The sequence below is a fragment of the Halotolerantifilum yawarlongkerapense genome, assembly GCF_054506745.1.
The window spans coordinates 1,321,064-1,337,415 of the sequence record NZ_CP199719.1 but is presented as its reverse complement, the minus strand read 5'-3'; the positions used below and the strand labels follow the sequence as shown (position 1 = coordinate 1,337,415).

General features: G+C 52.8%; 14 protein-coding genes. 13 read left to right on the top strand and 1 reads right to left on the bottom strand.

Going from position 1 to position 16,352, the window contains the following annotated elements:
• Nucleotides 1-167: 167 nt before the first annotated feature.
• The 9 genes from ACULM0_RS06505 to ACULM0_RS06465 all read left to right on the top strand — a co-directional run bounded on the left by ACULM0_RS06505 (nt 168) and on the right by ACULM0_RS06465 (nt 10,417).
• Complete coding sequence (locus ACULM0_RS06505) at nt 168-1,286, top strand: efflux RND transporter periplasmic adaptor subunit (protein WP_463679618.1); 1,119 nt, start codon at nt 168-170, stop codon at nt 1,284-1,286.
• Nucleotides 1,283-4,336 (top strand): efflux RND transporter permease subunit, encoded by a 3,054-nt coding sequence (locus tag ACULM0_RS06500; protein WP_463679617.1) that lies wholly within the window; start codon nt 1,283-1,285, stop codon nt 4,334-4,336. The genes ACULM0_RS06505 and ACULM0_RS06500 overlap by 4 nt, the downstream gene beginning before the upstream one ends.
• Nucleotides 4,333-4,893, top strand: coding sequence for a TetR/AcrR family transcriptional regulator (locus ACULM0_RS06495; RefSeq protein WP_463679616.1), 561 nt, complete (start codon nt 4,333-4,335; stop codon nt 4,891-4,893). Before ACULM0_RS06500 ends, ACULM0_RS06495 begins: the two co-directional genes overlap by 4 nt.
• Before the next feature lie 62 nt (nt 4,894-4,955).
• Complete coding sequence (locus ACULM0_RS06490) at nt 4,956-6,053, top strand: MGDG synthase family glycosyltransferase (protein ID WP_463679615.1); 1,098 nt, start codon at nt 4,956-4,958, stop codon at nt 6,051-6,053.
• A 112-nt stretch (nt 6,054-6,165) separates the two neighbouring features.
• A complete protein-coding gene (locus ACULM0_RS06485; protein ID WP_463679614.1) occupies nt 6,166-6,708 on the top strand; it encodes a helix-turn-helix domain-containing protein in 543 nt (180 codons plus the stop codon).
• Nucleotides 6,709-6,719: 11 nt separating this feature from the next.
• Complete coding sequence (potA, locus tag ACULM0_RS06480; RefSeq protein ID WP_463679613.1) at nt 6,720-7,751, top strand: spermidine/putrescine ABC transporter ATP-binding protein; 1,032 nt, start codon at nt 6,720-6,722, stop codon at nt 7,749-7,751.
• Nucleotides 7,752-7,753: 2 nt separating this feature from the next.
• Nucleotides 7,754-8,581 (top strand): ABC transporter permease, encoded by an 828-nt coding sequence (locus ACULM0_RS06475; RefSeq protein WP_463679612.1) that lies wholly within the window; start codon nt 7,754-7,756, stop codon nt 8,579-8,581.
• Nucleotides 8,575-9,354, top strand: coding sequence for an ABC transporter permease (locus ACULM0_RS06470; RefSeq protein ID WP_463679611.1), 780 nt, complete (start codon nt 8,575-8,577; stop codon nt 9,352-9,354). Before ACULM0_RS06475 ends, ACULM0_RS06470 begins: the two co-directional genes overlap by 7 nt.
• Nucleotides 9,355-9,373: 19 nt before the next feature.
• Nucleotides 9,374-10,417, top strand: coding sequence for an ABC transporter substrate-binding protein (locus tag ACULM0_RS06465; protein WP_463679610.1), 1,044 nt, complete (start codon nt 9,374-9,376; stop codon nt 10,415-10,417).
• 51 nt (nt 10,418-10,468) lie between these two features.
• Here ACULM0_RS06465 and ACULM0_RS06460 read toward each other — a convergent pair whose 3' ends face one another.
• Entirely contained in the window at nt 10,469-11,443 is a 975-nt protein-coding gene (locus ACULM0_RS06460) for a lipoate--protein ligase (protein WP_463679609.1), read from the bottom strand.
• A gap of 476 nt (nt 11,444-11,919) precedes the next feature.
• Here ACULM0_RS06460 and gcvT point away from each other — a divergent pair, with 476 nt between their 5' ends.
• Genes gcvT through gcvPB form a run of 4 tightly spaced genes read left to right on the top strand, consistent with a single transcriptional unit; the run spans nt 11,920 to nt 16,250 of the window.
• The gene (gcvT, locus tag ACULM0_RS06455; protein WP_463679608.1) at nt 11,920-13,032 is read left to right on the top strand and encodes a glycine cleavage system aminomethyltransferase GcvT; all 1,113 of its coding nucleotides are present in this window, start codon (nt 11,920-11,922) and stop codon (nt 13,030-13,032) included.
• 16 nt (nt 13,033-13,048) lie between these two features.
• Nucleotides 13,049-13,432 (top strand): glycine cleavage system protein GcvH, encoded by a 384-nt coding sequence (gene gcvH, locus ACULM0_RS06450; RefSeq protein ID WP_463679862.1) that lies wholly within the window; start codon nt 13,049-13,051, stop codon nt 13,430-13,432.
• 41 nt (nt 13,433-13,473) lie between these two features.
• A complete protein-coding gene (gene gcvPA, locus ACULM0_RS06445; protein WP_463679861.1) occupies nt 13,474-14,799 on the top strand; it encodes an aminomethyl-transferring glycine dehydrogenase subunit GcvPA in 1,326 nt (441 codons plus the stop codon).
• The gene (gene gcvPB, locus ACULM0_RS06440; protein ID WP_463679607.1) at nt 14,796-16,250 is read left to right on the top strand and encodes an aminomethyl-transferring glycine dehydrogenase subunit GcvPB; all 1,455 of its coding nucleotides are present in this window, start codon (nt 14,796-14,798) and stop codon (nt 16,248-16,250) included. The genes gcvPA and gcvPB overlap by 4 nt, the downstream gene beginning before the upstream one ends.
• Nucleotides 16,251-16,352 lie beyond the last annotated feature (102 nt).

The following is a 16,352-nucleotide window of genomic DNA, read 5'->3' as shown; positions in this document are numbered from 1 at the left end:
AGGCAAGGTGGGAAAAGAGCGTAAGGGATGGAAACACTCGTGCCCTTTCAGGCGATTTTACTTGTATTTCTGAAGGGGTCGTTTTAAAATAGAGTGAGAACCGACCGGTCGGTCGGGTGCTTTCCAAAAAGGAAGCGGTCCGTGGCCGCACGATATAAGGAGGACACATGAAAAGATTGATAGTTACAGGTATCCTGGGCCTAGCACTGCTCACGACAGCCTGTGCAAGCGAAGAGCCGGTGGAGCAAACGGTAACCGCTGAAACGCCTGTTGAAGTGTCGAGACCCGTGGAAGAGAACCTAGCCGAGCGGTACCGTTTTTACGGCGAACTCACCTACGAGAACACAGTGACGATTTTCCCCCAGATCAGCGGTGCAGGGGCTGTCCAGGCACTTCACTTCTCTGAAGGCGATTATGTCAAAGAGGGAGAGGTCATTGCAGAGCTCAATGGTGATATGCTTCTCGATAACATCGAGAGCGCACAGGCCGCTTACCAAACGGCACTGAAGAATTTTGAAAACACGTCGGAAAACTTGGCGCTGGCCAAAGAGACTTATGAAAAGAACCTGGCCCTCTATGAAGCGGGGAGCATCAGCCAGGCGCAGCTCGACAATGCTGCGCTCCAGGCCTCCGACACAAAGCTGTCCCTCGCTAGATCTCAGCTCAACCAAGCGCGTGTGCAGTACGAAAATGCGCGGAGCATGCAGGAGGATCTGGTGATCAAGGCGCCGATCAGCGGGCAGATCCTGCGGATGACCCTCACAGAATCCTCGCTGGCCACGAGTCAGCATCAGATTACTTTCGTCAACACACAAAACCTGATCATTAAAATTGCTGTAACGGAAAATATCCTACCCACACTCAACCTGACCGATCCCGTGGAGATTGATTTTCCCGCGCTGGAGCTCAATACAAGTGGTCGCGTCCGCAAGGTGACAGATCTCGCCGATCCACAGACGGGATTGTACCCCGTGCAGATCGCCCTGAACAATATGCCCTCCGGGTTGAAGACAGGGATGAACGCACGCGTGACGCTGTACACCAATCGCAAGCAGGATGCACTGCTCATTCCCATCGATGCACTTTTATCCGATGATGAGGGGGCCTTCGTCTACGTAGTGCGCAAGGATCAGGCCGTTAAGGTGCGGGTCGAGACGCGCATGGACGATGGGGAGGTCATCGAAGTGATCTCCGGGTTAGCTGTAGAGGACCTGGTCATCACGAAGGGCCAGAACTTCATCGATGCGGGTGAGCCGGTGGCCATCGTGAGGGGGGCCGACCGGTGAAGATCTCCAAGGTCTCCATCCAACGTCCCGTCGCAGTGAGCATGATCATCCTGATCGTGGTCCTACTCGGGATGGTTTCGCTTACGCAACTGAACCTTGATCTCTACCCGAACATAGAGATTCCCGTGGCCGTCGTCTCCACCCAGTATCCGGGTGTGGGACCGGCCGAAGTCGAATCCATGGTCACTCGTCCCCTGGAGCGGGCGCTATCTACCGTCGGGGGTCTCGAGCAGCTGAACTCCATTTCTGCGGAAGGAAGCTCCCTGATCATCCTGCAGTATGATTTCGCACAGGATATGGAGGGCGCTGCCCTTGATGTGCGCGAGCAGATCGACCGGGTGTCGGGCTTTTTACCGGAAGATGTATCAGAGCCCGCGGTTTTCAAAATCGATCCGAACGCCATGCCGATCTTTTTCTTCAGCATCAACAGCCCAGAGGGCATCGAACAAGCACAGTTGATCGCCGAGGATAAGATTCAATCGCGTTTCGAGCGGATCCCAGGGGTAGCTTCGGTGGACTTGGCCGGCGGTTTTGAGAAAAAAGTATCGATCACGCCGGACGAAGAGGCCATGAATGGTTACGGCCTCACGACGGACCAATTGATCACCTCACTACGCACCCATAATATCAATCTCCCTGGAGGTCAGATCACACGGGGCACCAAAAAGCTGACCCTGCGCTTCATCGGGGAGTACGAGAGCGTACGAGAGATCGCCGGCACGGTCCTGCGACTGCCGGGCGGTCAGCTGATCACACTGGAGGATGTGGCGGAAGTCGAGCTTGTTGACGACAATCGCGATGCCTTCGCACGCCTCAACGGACGGGACAGCATCCAGATGACCATCAGCAAGCAGTCGGACGCCAATACGGTGCGCGTGGCCGATGCGGTGAACCTAGAGCTCGAGAGAATTCGCGCGGAAGTGGATGGGGTAGAGATCGTCACGATCTTTGATCAGTCCCAGTACATCAAGACGGCCATCTCCAATGTGGCCACCAGCGGTTTGATCGGTGGTCTGCTGGCCGTCTTGATCCTGTACCTCTTTCTTGAGAACGTCCGAACCACTCTGATCATCGCCATCAGCATACCGATTTCGGTCATCGCCACATTCTTTTTGATGTTCAACGGGAACCTGACCCTGAACCTCATGACGCTGGGGGGGCTTTCCCTGGGCATCGGGATGCTGGTGGATAATGCCATCGTCGTGCTCGAGAATATCTTCCGCTACCGGACCTTGGGCTACAGTCGTGAAGAGGCCGCGGACAAAGGAACGAGCGAGGTCGCCATGGCGGTTACCGCCTCGACGCTCACGACGGTCGCCGTCTTCCTGCCAATCATCTATGTTGAAGGGGTTACCTCCCTGATCTTCACCGAGCTGGCGCTGACGGTAACCTTCGCTCTGCTGGCTTCTTTGGCTGTCTCCCTCACGGTGGTACCGATGCTCTCATCGAAGCTGCTCCACGTGGACCACGAGGCCCTGGAAAAAAAGCGTTTCAAGTACTTCGAACGGTTTTATAACCGTCTGGAATCAGGGTACAAGTGGCTCCTTTCGAAAGCACTCAAGCACAAGGTCACCACCATCTTGGTTGCCCTGGGTATCTTCGTCAGTTCCATCGGTATGGTAGCTACGTTGGGTAGCGAGTTCCTCCCCTTCATGGACGAGGGGCGGATCACCGTTTCCATCACACTACCCGATGGTACGATTCTCGATGAAACCGATCAGGTGACCACCCAGGTCATCGAACGATTGGCACCCATCGAAGAGGTAGAGGATATGTTCGTTACCGTAGGCCCAGGCGGGAATATGATCGTGAGCGACAGCGGATCGAACAACGCTTCGATTGATATCCTTCTCGTGGCGCTCTCCGAACGCGAACGAGGTGTTTTGGCCATTGCCGATGACATCCGCCAACGCGTATCGGATTTGCCTGGTGTGGAAATTGCTGTGACAGCGACACAAACACAGGGGTTCGGTGGTATGGGTGGCTCGCCGATCAGCATCGCCCTGAAAGGTGACGACCTGGCCATCTTAGAATCGATATCGGAAGACGTGATGACCCTGGTCAAAGAGGTGCCTGGTACGCGAGAGGTCACCTCGGATTATAGGACGACCAGCGAAGAGCTGACGATCCACGTGCGGGATGATTTGGCGGCACAGTATGGTCTGACGCCCCTGACGGTGGCCAATGCTGCAAAATCCCGGGTACAGGGAACCACCGCCGGGACTTACAAACGCGAGGGTGGCGAGATCGATATCGTGATCGAGTCCTTAGATGAAACCCAGCGGATCGAAGATCTTAAGAATATCCGGATCGACAGTCCCATGGGCGTATCACTACCCCTTCACTACCTGGCGGATTTCACCTATCAAAAGGGTCCCGATTCCATCCAAAGGAGCAACCAGGTGCGTACCATCACCGTGGGATCTGATCTCTTCGATCGGGATCTGGGCTCCGTGACGGTGGATATCGAGGAAAAGCTGGCTGCCTATCCTTGGCCCACGGGCTATTCCTACGATGTGGGGGGCCAGTCCGAAGAACTCGCGGAATCCTTCGAGTCTTTGGTCTTGGCACTGATCATCGCCATCTTACTGGTGTACATGGTCATGGCCGCCCAGTTCGAATCGCTTCTGAACCCCTTTTTGATCATCTTCAGTGTGCCGCTGGCGGTATCGGGCGGAGCGATTGGACTGTTCTTGACCGGACGTTACATCAGTCTTCCCGCATTAATCGGTGTGATCATGCTGGCGGGAATCGTAGTAAACAACGGAATCGTCCTGGTAGATTACGCCAATACCTTGCGTCGAGAAAAAGGGCTGACGGTCCTTGAGGCGATCAAAGAAGCGGGTCCCACCCGGCTCAGACCGATCCTCATGACCACGTTCACCACAGTACTTGGGCTCTTTCCCCTTGCGCTGGGGATCGGTGAGGGAACCGAAGCTTCGGCCCCACTGGCTACGGTCGTGATCGGCGGGCTCTTGTTGTCCACCCTCTTGACCCTAGTTTACACGCCGGTGCTTTATACGGTCTTCAATAAGGAACGCTCCTCATGACGACAAAGGATATGATTCTTGAAGCTGCCGTGTCCCGATTTTTTGACGCGGGCTTTCACGGTACGAGAATGAAAGAAGTCGCAAGTGAGGCGGGGGTGGGCAAGGGAACCATCTACGAGTACTTTCAGTCGAAGGAGGAACTGTTCTCCGCCGCTATTCGATACAGCATCGATCGGCAGTTACAGGCCCTAGACCGAGAGCTCGATCACGCGACAGATCCAGAGGATCAACTGCGCAGGTTCTATCTCTTTGAAACGCGAGTGGACGAGCGGAAACGGTGGATCCACCGTTTGGTCACCGGGGAGTTGCGCGATGCCCCCGACGCCTTCCTGGACCTACTGAATGCGCTTTACCGCGAACGGTTTGATTGGCTCTGTGGGGTGATCGAAGAGGGCATCGCTTGCGGCGCCTTCCAACTGAAGGCAGACCAGGTTCCCTTGGCCGCCTCGATGCTCATGGGGTTGGTAAAAGAGACCATTCTACATCATTGTTTTCTGGAAATGAGCGAAGTGAATTATATCGAAGGATATCTACAATTCTTAAAAACCCGCGATTAATGCGGGTTTTTCTCTTTTGTTGGGGTAAGAATTCCTAAGTAGTGATCAGAGGAGGGATTGGAATGCGTGCACTTATTATCTCGGCATCAACCGGTGCCGGTCACAATGCGGCGGCCACTGCGCTGGAGCAGTGCCTTCTGGAAAGAGGACACACTGTTGAAAAGATTGATTTCCTAAAGGATACATACAAGATTCTAGACATCCTGGTGGGCGATGGTTACGAGATACTGGCGACCAAATTCCCTGTACTCTACGGATTGATCTACGAAACCTTTGATATCAAGGCTTTTAACCGACTCCTGGGCAAACGCACGCTCAGGATGTTGAAGAGACGTCTAAGGGGTTATATCCAGACCCACGAGCCCCAGGTGATCATATCAACACATCCCTTTGTCGTGGGTCTTGTCGCGAATCTGAAGGCGTCGGGAGAAATCAATACTCCCTTCGTGTCGATCGTGACGGATTTCAAAGCCCATTATGCCTATATTCACGGTGAGGTGGACCACTACATTACGGGGAGTTCCTACACATCGCTCTCGCTGATGAAAAAGGGCGTTCCACCCGAGAAAGTACACGCTTTGGGGATTCCGGTGCCCCAGGAGTTTGCAGCATCTCCTCCTGAGCGCGCCTTACCATCGATGGAGGCACTATCCATTCTGATCATGGGCGGGAGCATGGGCATCGACGGGATTGAGGATGCCCTGGATGTGCTGGTCAAAGCACCGCAGCCGCTGAAGTTGACGGTGGTGTGCGGGAAAAACGAGAAGTTAAAGGCACATTTGGAAAAAATCTATCCGTCCGATGAGGCGGAGATCCTGGGATTTGTCACGAATGTCCGGGAGCTGATGGATGCTCATCATCTGATCGTCACAAAACCGGGTGGACTGACAACGACAGAGGCCCTCTACAGGAGGCTGCCGATGATCATTCCCTATGCGATCCCAGGCCAAGAGACGGAGAATCTCTTGTACCTGACGAGCAGGGGAATGGCAATCGCTGTGGAGGAAGAAAACGAACTCCAGCGCGTGGTCGCGCTACTCGCCACGAAACCTGAGCTGTACGAAGAGATGGTCCGTGCCATTGCCAGGGTGACCGCGGGATACTCGATGAAGGAAACCGTGGCCCTGATCGAAAAATTGGGTAGTAACGACGAGCGTTGACTCACAAAAAATAGGAGATATTTTCTCCTGTTTTTTATTGCATTTTCACCTCATGCTGATATAATAAATCAAGTTGAAAGTTTAGTATATCTACACAAGCGAGGTGAAACATTTGAAAATTGGCGAAAAAATCCGACGTCTCAGACAAGAGAATGGTTTGACCCAAGAGGAGCTGGCCAGTCGTTGCGAACTATCCAAGGGGTTTATCTCCCAGGTGGAGAGGGAGATGACATCCCCTTCGATCACGAGTCTCGTGGATATCCTCGAGAGCCTCGGGACAAATCTCAAAGAGTTCTTCGATGACGATGACGATGATGAAAAGATTGCCTTTGGAGATAAGGACTTCTTCGAAAGCTACGATGAGAACCTGAAGTACAAAGTGGAGTGGATTGTACCCAACGCGCAGAAGAACAGCATGGAGCCCATTCTATTGACGATCGAACCGGGTGGATCTTTTTACGAAGACAATGCCCACGCGGGAGAAGAATTCGGTTATGTGCTCAGTGGTGAGGTCGTGTTGAAGTATGGCGATCGCAAGATTCGTGCGAAACAGGGAGAAACCTTCTATTATCTGACCGATCGCGATCATACCCTGATCAACGAGAGCAAACGAAGCACAAAAGTTCTGATGGTCGCAACACCACCTAATTTTTAGGAGGCATATACATGGCACTTTTGAAAATAAGCAATCTAGTCAAGAGCTACGATGAGCAGACCGTCCTCGAGAATGTAAGCTTCGAGGTGGAGGAGAGCGAGTTCATCACCCTGCTCGGCCCAAGCGGTTGTGGAAAAACGACCACATTGAGAATCCTCGGAGGCTTTATCATGCCTGACGAGGGCAACGTGACTTTTGCGGGCGAAGAGTTGACCACGCTTCCCCCTTACGAGCGTCAGATCAATACGGTGTTCCAGCGGTATGCTCTGTTTCCACACCTGAATGTCTTTGAGAATATTGCCTTCGGCTTACGCATCAAAAAGTTTGATGAAAAGACGATTCGAGAGAAAGTAGAGCGGATGCTAGCGCTCGTGAATCTATCGGGTTACGAAAAAAGAAAGACCACCCAACTTAGCGGCGGGCAACAGCAGCGTATCGCCATCGCCAGGGCGCTGGTCAACGAACCGAAGGTACTGCTGCTCGATGAGCCATTGGGTGCGCTGGATCTGAAACTGCGTAAGGAAATGCAGATGGAGCTCAAGACGATGCAACAGGAACTGGGGATCACCTTCATTTATGTGACCCACGATCAAGAGGAAGCCCTCACGATGTCCGACAAAATCATCGTGATGGAAAAGGGGAAGATCCAGCAGATCGGATCGCCCACGGATATATACAATGAGCCGGAAAATGCCTTCGTCGCGGATTTCATCGGCGAATCCAATCTGATCGATGGCGTGATGGTCAAAGACTACTACGTTGAGTTCGCCGGTCAAGGCTTCCAGTGTGTCGACCGAGGTTTTAAGCCACTCGAAGCGGTGGACGTCGTGATCAGACCCGAGGATCTGCGGATCACAGAAGCGACGGATGCCCACCTGCGGGGAGATATCAAATCAGTGGTCTTCAAAGGGGTGCACTATGAAATCGTCGTGATGGAAAACGATCGACGTTGGCTGGTGCATACCACGGAGAAATGGGGTGTGGACCATCCGGTGGGCCTAAGCATAATGCCCGATGCGATCCATATCATGGGGAAGCGGTAGCAATGCTCAAGAAAATGGCGGCAGGACCCTATCTATTCTGGGCAGGTCTCTTTATTGTCGTTCCCTTGTTTCTCGTGCTCTACTTCAGCCTAAACGGGGTAACCGGTGGGTTCTCCCTGGATTTTAGCGCGTATCGACGCTTTCTCGATCCAATCTACATATCGGTGCTGGCAAATAGTGTTCGTCTGGCCTTCTGGGCGACGGCATGGTGCCTTCTGCTCGGTTATCCCCTGGCCATGCTCTTGACGCGGCTGGACAAACGGATGCAATCGATCGCGGTGCTGCTCTTTTTGCTACCCATGTGGATGAATTTCCTACTGAGAACCTACGCTTGGATGGCGATCCTCGCCAACAACGGATTTCTGAATCGATTGCTGGCCTTCCTACGGTTACCGGCGGTTAATATTCTGTACACAGAACACGCGATTCTACTGGGTATGGTCTATAACTTCTTGCCTTTCATGGTCCTCCCGATCTACACGGTGCTCATGAAAATCGACCCGTCCCTGATCGAGGCTGCCGAGGATCTGGGGGCCGGACGATGGACGGTACTCAGGAGAGTGACCGTTCCCCTATCACTTCCGGGCATCGTCACGGGAATCACCATGGTCTTCATGCCGGCCGTCAGTACCTTTGTGATCTCGGCGCTTCTCGGTGGTAACCAGTACATGCTGATCGGGAACCTGATCGAACAACAGTTTATTTGGGTGGGAGATTGGCAATTTGGCTCCGCGCTCTCAGTGATCCTGATGGTCATGATCCTGGCCAGTATGGCTGTGCTCAATAGGATGACGGATCAGGAAGAGGAGAGGGGGAGCTCGCTATGGTAGAAAAATGGTTGAAGCGATTGTTCCTGGTGTCGGTCTTCTTCTTCCTCTATGCCCCCATCCTCGTGCTGATCATCTTTAGCTTCAACAATGCCAAGTCGACGGCTTATTGGGATGGCTTCACACTGAAGTGGTACTTCGCACTTTTCCAAGACCGGCAGATCATGAAGGCGCTCTATTACACCATTTCGGTGGCCGTGCTTTCCTCGACCATCGCCACGGTTATCGGTACCTTCGCGGCCTTTGGTATACACTATATGAAGCGGATGAACCAGCGGTTGATCCTATCGGTCAACAACCTGCCCATTTTGAATCCAGATATCGTCACAGGGATCGCCCTGATGCTTCTTTTCATCTTTTTCAAGATGAAACTCGGTTTTACTACCATGCTTTTCGCGCACATCACCTTCAATATTCCCTTTGTGATTCTATCGGTGATGCCGAAGCTCAAGCAAATGCCAAGGGATTCGCTAGAAGCGGCGCTCGATCTGGGCGCAACACCCTTTTACGCTTTTCGTAAGGTCATCCTCCCTGAGATTTGGCCCGGTGTGATCACCGGTCTGCTCATCGCCTTCACCATGAGTATCGATGACTTCGTGATCAGTTTCTTCACCACGGGTGGGGGCGTGACGAACCTGTCGATCACCATCTACTCCATGGCGAGACGAGGTATCAATCCGAAGATCAACAGTCTCTCGACCCTATTGTTCAGTACCGTATTACTCTTGCTGCTCATCATCAACAAGCGATCGAAGAAAACCCTAATGGATCTATAAGAACGAGGAGGAATATACGATGAAACAAATGACCCGATGGTTGATGGTCACACTATTGGTCGGCGCTCTGCTCACCGGATGTAGCGGTGGGGAAGAGGAGCGCGTACTCAATGTCTACAACTGGGGAGAATACATCGATGAGTCGGTGATCCAGAGTTTCGAAGAAGAAACGGGCATCCGCGTCAATTACGAGACCTTTGCGACCAATGAAGATATGTACGTGAAGGTCAAACAGGGCGGGGGCGAGTATGATGTGATCTTCCCCTCGGATTACATGATCGAGAAGATGATCAACGAGGATATGCTGGCAGAGATCGATCTCGAGCAGATCCCCAATTACCAGCATATTGAAGACCAGTTCAAAAACCTGGGCTTTGATCCCGACAATCAATACTCTGTACCGTATTTCTGGGGTACGGTGGGCATCCTCTACAATACCGAAGTGGTGGATGAGCCCGTGGAAAGCTGGGACATCCTTTGGGATGAGGATTACGCGAAACAGATCACGATGATCGACTCTCAGCGTGATTCTATCGGCGTGGCCCTCAAGAAGCTAGGTTATTCGCTGAACACGCGTGACCAAGCGGAGCTCGATGAAGCGAAAGAGCTGTTGATCGAACAGAAGCCCTTGGTACTAGCCTACACGGTGGACAATGTGAAGGACATCCTGCTCAGTGGCGACGCAGCGCTGGCCGTCGTATGGTCGGGTGAAGCGGTGGCCATCATGTCGGAGTTCGACCAGTATGCCTATGCTCTCCCCGAAGAGGGGACCAATATTTGGTTCGACAGCATGGTGGTCATGAAGGATACACCGAACTACGAAGAGGCTATGGCCTTCATCAATTACATGAGTGATCCCCAGGTGGCTTTCCTCAATACCGACTACGTTGGCTACTCCACGGTGAACGCAGAAACCCGAGAGATGTTGGACGACGAGATCCTTTCGATGAATGCTGCCTATCCTGATGAAGCGGATATTGAAAAAGCCGAGGTGTTCCTCGATCCGGGTGACTTCATCGATGCCTACAACCGCGCTTGGACAGAAATCAAAGCGGCAAATTAAAAAGAAAAAAGGACCAGTATTCCGCGCACATGCGGGAAGCTGGTCCTTTCTTTACTCGATACAAGAGAGTAACTCGTCGAGGGTGATGTTGGAGAAGTAGCGGCCGAAATCCAAGGAGGCCAGACGCTCACGAATGACCGCGTGATCATGTGGGCAGCCGTTGAGGACGTCGTAGACATCATCCAGGTCTCGTTCGGAGAAGAAGTCACCATAGATCACCGCGTCGGCAATCTGACCACCTTTGACGTTGAAGCAGACCTCTACGTGTCCACCGGAGAATTTTTCCTCCCGCTGGAAGCTATAATCCGGGGAAGAGCCGAAGTTCCAATCCCAGGTGCGGTACTTCTCATCGGCCAGGCATTCGATCTCCGCCACCTCAGAAGGGCTCAGCTCGTGTACCACAGCACCGGAGGCCACTTCTCTCTGCAGGTGCTCTTTGAACGTTTCAACGGTCATCGGTTCGGGTAAATGATGAGCGATGTTGGTTACCCGGCTGACGACAGATTTTACGCCCTTACCCTCGAATTTGGACTCTCTCGGCTTCAATGCCGCGGACAAGTCTTCGATTTCAGAAGCAAAGAGCAGTGTGCCGTGGTGGAGGACGCGCTTCTTTTTCTTGTACTGTGCGTTACCGGAGAACTTTTTATCCTCGATCACCAGGTCGTTGCGGCCGCTGAACGTGGCCTGCACACCCAGTTGGTCGAGCACGTTGACAATTGGCGTCGTATACCGTCTGAAGTCATTGAAGGCCCCGCCCTCATCACCCGTGATGAAGGTGAAGTTCAGGTTGCCTAGATCGTGGAAGACGGCCCCTCCGCCGGAGAGACGGCGGACGACGGGTATCTGGTGCGCACGCACATAGTCGATGTTGATCTCGGCGAGGGTGTTCTGGTTTTTACCCACGATGATCGAGGGTTCGTCACGCCAGAGCATGAAGACATCTTCCTCTTGGAACTTGTTGAAAATATACTCTTCACAGGCCAAGTTGTAGTAGGGGTCCGTACGATCATTGATAATTGTGATCACGGTGTCACCTCCGTATGATACCGGGTGAAAGTCTACAGAATTCTCGTGGAGTTTTAAAATAATCAGAAGGGTGCCACTGAATTTTGAAATCTGATTGAAGTTGTTTCTCGATTATTATACTATTATCGTAACGGGAGTACAAGAATCTGTCGCTCACCTGCCACAGGCGGATGCGCTACACCGGCGGTGGTGTGGTGGCCAGATGCCTGCAGAGAGGGTGAGTTCCCTGCCACAGCGACGTTCTTTCGCCTCCCTAATATCAGCTTGATATCTCACGATGCAAGTGGTACATTTAAAACAGGTATCCGGCCGATCCCGGCGATCGTCCGGTAGCAAGAGAAAGAGATACGATGGATTCGCGTCTACGCACGCGAACCAGAGAATCGGAAGTGTGATGAAGGACCCTGCGAACCGCATACCACAGAGGATACGCGGGATGCAAGGGGATGGAAACAATGCATAAGGAGGGGTAAGAATTGGAAAATCTAAAACGCACGGCGCTTTACGATTGGCACGTCGAACAAGGCGGAAAAATCGTTGATTTCGCCGGGTACGAACTCCCCGTTCAATACACCGGGCTGGTGGAAGAACACGAAGCGGTGAGGAATCGCGCAGGACTTTTCGACGTTTCCCATATGGGAGAAGTAGCTGTACGGGGACCACAGGCACTAGATTTCGTTCAGTACCTTGTGACGAATGACGTGCGGTCGCTCGCGGATCATCAGATCCTTTATACCTTCATGTGTTACGAAAACGGTGGCGTCGTCGACGATCTCTTGGTCTACAGAAAGAATGAAGGGGATTTTTTCCTCGTGATCAATGCTGCCAATATAGATAAAGATGTTGCATGGATTGAGAAAAATGCCGAGGGCTTTGATGTCACGGTTCAGGACCTCTCTCCATCCTTTGCAGAGGTGGCGATCCAAGGCCCCTCTGCTCAGAAGATTTTGCAAAAGGTCACACCTAAAAACCTCGAGGAAATCGCTTTCTTCTATTTCGATGAAGAGGTCGAGGTGGCGGGTTACCCTTGCCTGGTCTCCCGCACAGGGTACACGGGTGAAGATGGTTTCGAAGTTTACTCAACAAACGAAGCGATCGAACCCATCGTGCGCGCCCTGATGGAAGCAGGCGAAGAAGAGGGATTGGTTCCCTGCGGACTCGGCGCGAGGGACACGCTGCGTTTTGAAGCATCGCTCCCCCTGTACGGCAATGAGTTATCACCGGAGATCACGCCACTTGAAGCGGGACTGGGCTTTTTCGTGAAACTGGATGTCGACGATGACTTCATTGGAAAAGACGCGCTGAAGAAACAGAAATCCGAGGGACTCGAGCGGAAGATCGTAGGTTTCGAGCTGACCGATCGAGGCATCCCGCGCCACGGATACGAGGTGGTGAACGAAGGGGGGGAACCCATCGGTTTCGTGACCACTGGCTACAAATCACCTACGCTGGGTACGACGATCGGCCTGGCCATGGTGCCCATCGACCAAGCTCAGATGGGCAACACCATCCACATCGACATCCGCGGCAAGGCCAAAGAGGCCACCGTGGTTTCAAAACGTTTCTTGAAAAAGAACTATAAAAAATAGCCAAGGAGGGTTCATGATGGAAATTTTAAAAGATTTGCTGTACTCAGAAGATCACGAATGGGTCAAGATTGAGGGTGACGAGGCGCTCATCGGGATCACGGACTATGCGCAACACGAACTCGGGGACATCGTGTTCGTGGATATGCCCGAAGAAGACGACAGTTTCGAGAAGGGGGATGCCTTCGGCGCCATCGAGAGTGTCAAGGCTGCTTCCGATGCACTGATGCCTGTTGGCGGAACGATCATCGGGATCAACGAAGATCTTGAGGACGAGCCGGAGCTCCTTAACGAGAAACCTTTCACAGCGTGGATTATCCGCATCAAGCTGGAGGACGAAGGTGAACTGGACGGTCTGATGGATGCCGACGAATACGAGAGGTATACTGAATCACTCGAGTAGTCCCATGAGAAAGGATGATGGTATTGAACCGATATATTCCGATGACAGAAGAAGACCGCAAACAGATGCTCGAGACCATCGGGAAAAAAGATATCTCTGAACTTTTCAGCGATATTCCCGAGGTAGCGCGCATCGAGAGCCTAGATCTCGAGCCGGGAAAATCCGAAATGGAGATCCGGAGGCTTATGCGCAGTCTGACTGCAGAAAATAAGAGTGCCGACGAACTGGTGTGTTTCCTGGGTGCTGGTGCTTACGATCACGAGATCCCTTCGGTGATCGATCAGATCACAGGTCGCAGTGAATTCTACACAGCCTACACCCCCTACCAGCCGGAGATCGCACAGGGGACGCTACAGACCATCTTCGAGTACCAATCGATGATCTGTGAGCTCACGGGCATGTATGCTTCGAACGCTTCATTGTACGACGGCCACACGGCGGCTGTTGAAGCGCTGCTCATGGCCGATGCAACCAGCAAGAAGACCCACAAGGTACTGGTCAGTCAAACGGTGAACCCAGAGATTCGTCAGGTCATCGCCAGTTACCTCCATTTCCGGAATGTCGAGATGGTAGAAGTGAAGATGAAGGACGGTGTGACCGATCGAGAGGATCTAGAGACAAGACTGGCCGAAGGCGCTTACAGCGGCTTCTTGGCCCAGAGTCCAAACTTCTTCGGATTAGTTGAGGATCTAGGTGCACTCACGGAAATCACACATGCACATAAAGCCCTATCCATCGCCTATGTCAATCCCATTGGCCTCGGTCTCCTAGAGGCCCCGGGCAACCTGGGCGTGGACATCGTAGTAGGCGAGGGACAACCGCTAGGTCTACCTCTGAATTTCGGAGGTCCTTACCTGGGGTTTATCGCAACGACCAAGAAGCTCGTTCGCAAGTTGCCGGGTAGAATCTGCGGTCAATCCGTCGACCAAGACGGTAAGCGCGCCTTCGTCCTGACGCTTCAGGCGAGAGAACAGCACATCCGGCGCGAGAAGGCGACGAGCAATATCTGCTCCAACCAGGGACTTATGGTTGTCAGAGCGGCGCTCTACATGAGCCTCATGGGGAAAAGTGGTATCACAGAAGTCGCTGAACAGAGTTACCACAAGGCCCATTACGCCTACAAACGATTGACGGCCCTCGAAGGCGTCAACGCCGTATTCGAGGAGCCCTTCTTCAATGAGTTCGTGATTCAATGTGACAAACCTGTCGACGAGATCAACAAGAAACTGTCCGAAGCAGGATATCTCGGTGGTTTCGATCTTGAGCCCTTCTACGACATGAAGGGAGCGATGCTCCTGTGCGTGACAGAAAAACGAACGCGCGAGGAGATCGATGGCCTGGTGGATGCACTGGAGGGAATCTTATGAAGAAAGCCGCGAAGTTAATCTTTGAATACAACCATCCCGGCAGAAAGGGTTACCGTCTGCCTGACCTCGATGTAGAACGGAGCGAAATAAACCTCCCCGGAGGCATGAAAAGGAGCGAAGTGGTCGACTTACCCGAGGTCAACGAGGTGGATGTGGTCCGACACTACACCCATCTGTCGACGCTAAACTTTGGTGTGGACACTGGTTTCTATCCTCTCGGTTCCTGTACGATGAAGTACAACCCCAAAATCAACGAAGAAATAGCGGCTATGGGGGGCTTTGCCCACCTGCATCCCTTGGTTTCTGAAGAGTATGCCCAGGGCGCCCTGGCCATGATGCACGAGCTGAGCGAGATGCTGGGAGAGATTTCCGGTATGGACGAGGTCACCCTGCAACCTGCAGCCGGTGCCCATGGCGAGCTGACCGGTCTCATGCTGATGAAAGCCTACCATGAAGACCGTGGCGATCTAAAGCGTACCAAGATCATCGTGCCGGATTCAGCCCACGGGACGAATCCCGCGAGTGCGGCGGTAGCCGGTTTCGATGTGGTGGAGGTCAAATCCAACAAGAACGGCCTCGTTGATGTGGCCGCACTGAAGGACCTGCTCTCTGATGAGATCGCAGGGTTGATGCTGACCAACCCCAATACACTTGGACTGTTCGAGAGAGAAATCATGGAAATTGCCGGGGCTGTTCACGAGGCCGGTGGCTTGCTCTATTACGATGGCGCCAATATGAACGCGATCGTTGGCAAGGCTCGCCCGGGGGACATGGGATTTGACGTGATGCACTTCAATCTCCACAAGACCTTCAGTACACCGCACGGTGGCGGTGGACCGGGTAGTGGTCCGGTGGGTGTGAAATCACACCTGGCGCCCTATCTACCGAAACCTGTGGTCAGAAGAAAAGACAATGGCGCCTACACGTTGGATATGAGTGGAGAGAAGTCCATCGGCAAAGTGAAGGGTTTCTATGGTCACTTTGGGATTATGGTTCGTGCCTACGTCTACATCAAAACCTTGGGCTGTGATGGCCTGAAGGCTGTCGGGGAGAACGCGGTTCTCAATGCCAACTACATGATGCATTTCCTGAAAGAGGATTATCACCTGCCGATCGATACCGTATGCAAGCATGAGTTCGTCCTCTCTGGATTCAAGGATCGCTCCTTAGAGGTCACGACGCTGGATGTCGCCAAGCGGATCATCGATTTCGGTTACCATCCACCGACCATCTACTTCCCATTGATCGTACCCGAGGCTATGATGATCGAGCCGACGGAGACGGAGAGTCGCGAAACGCTCGATGGATTCATCGAGATGATGAAGCAGATTGCTCGGGAAGCCAAGGAATCGCCCGAACTGTTGAAGGAAGCACCACACCATACACCGGTGCGACGGATCGATGAGGCCAAGGCTGCACGTGAGCTGATTCTAAAGGCGAAAGACGCATAGGAGCCTTTAAGCAATTGAAGTGAAGAGGATTATTCGTGTTATCACGGATAATCCTCTTGCTATTTTGCTTATTGTTCGATATATTATTGACGAACTAGATGG

What these genes read in the sequence shown, in the direction of transcription:
- gcvPA (WP_463679861.1), top strand. Translation starts at nt 13,474, where the DNA reads ATGACAGAAGAAGACCGCAAACAGATGCTCGAGACCATCGGGAAAAAA.
- gcvPB (WP_463679607.1), top strand. Translation starts at nt 14,796, where the DNA reads ATGAAGAAAGCCGCGAAGTTAATCTTTGAATACAACCATCCCGGCAGA.
- ACULM0_RS06490 (WP_463679615.1), top strand. Translation starts at nt 4,956, where the DNA reads ATGCGTGCACTTATTATCTCGGCATCAACCGGTGCCGGTCACAATGCG.
- ACULM0_RS06470 (WP_463679611.1), top strand. Translation starts at nt 8,575, where the DNA reads ATGGTAGAAAAATGGTTGAAGCGATTGTTCCTGGTGTCGGTCTTCTTC.
- ACULM0_RS06505 (WP_463679618.1), top strand. Translation starts at nt 168, where the DNA reads ATGAAAAGATTGATAGTTACAGGTATCCTGGGCCTAGCACTGCTCACG.
- ACULM0_RS06465 (WP_463679610.1), top strand. Translation starts at nt 9,374, where the DNA reads ATGAAACAAATGACCCGATGGTTGATGGTCACACTATTGGTCGGCGCT.
- ACULM0_RS06495 (WP_463679616.1), top strand. Translation starts at nt 4,333, where the DNA reads ATGACGACAAAGGATATGATTCTTGAAGCTGCCGTGTCCCGATTTTTT.
- potA (WP_463679613.1), top strand. Translation starts at nt 6,720, where the DNA reads ATGGCACTTTTGAAAATAAGCAATCTAGTCAAGAGCTACGATGAGCAG.
- ACULM0_RS06475 (WP_463679612.1), top strand. Translation starts at nt 7,754, where the DNA reads ATGCTCAAGAAAATGGCGGCAGGACCCTATCTATTCTGGGCAGGTCTC.
- gcvH (WP_463679862.1), top strand. Translation starts at nt 13,049, where the DNA reads ATGGAAATTTTAAAAGATTTGCTGTACTCAGAAGATCACGAATGGGTC.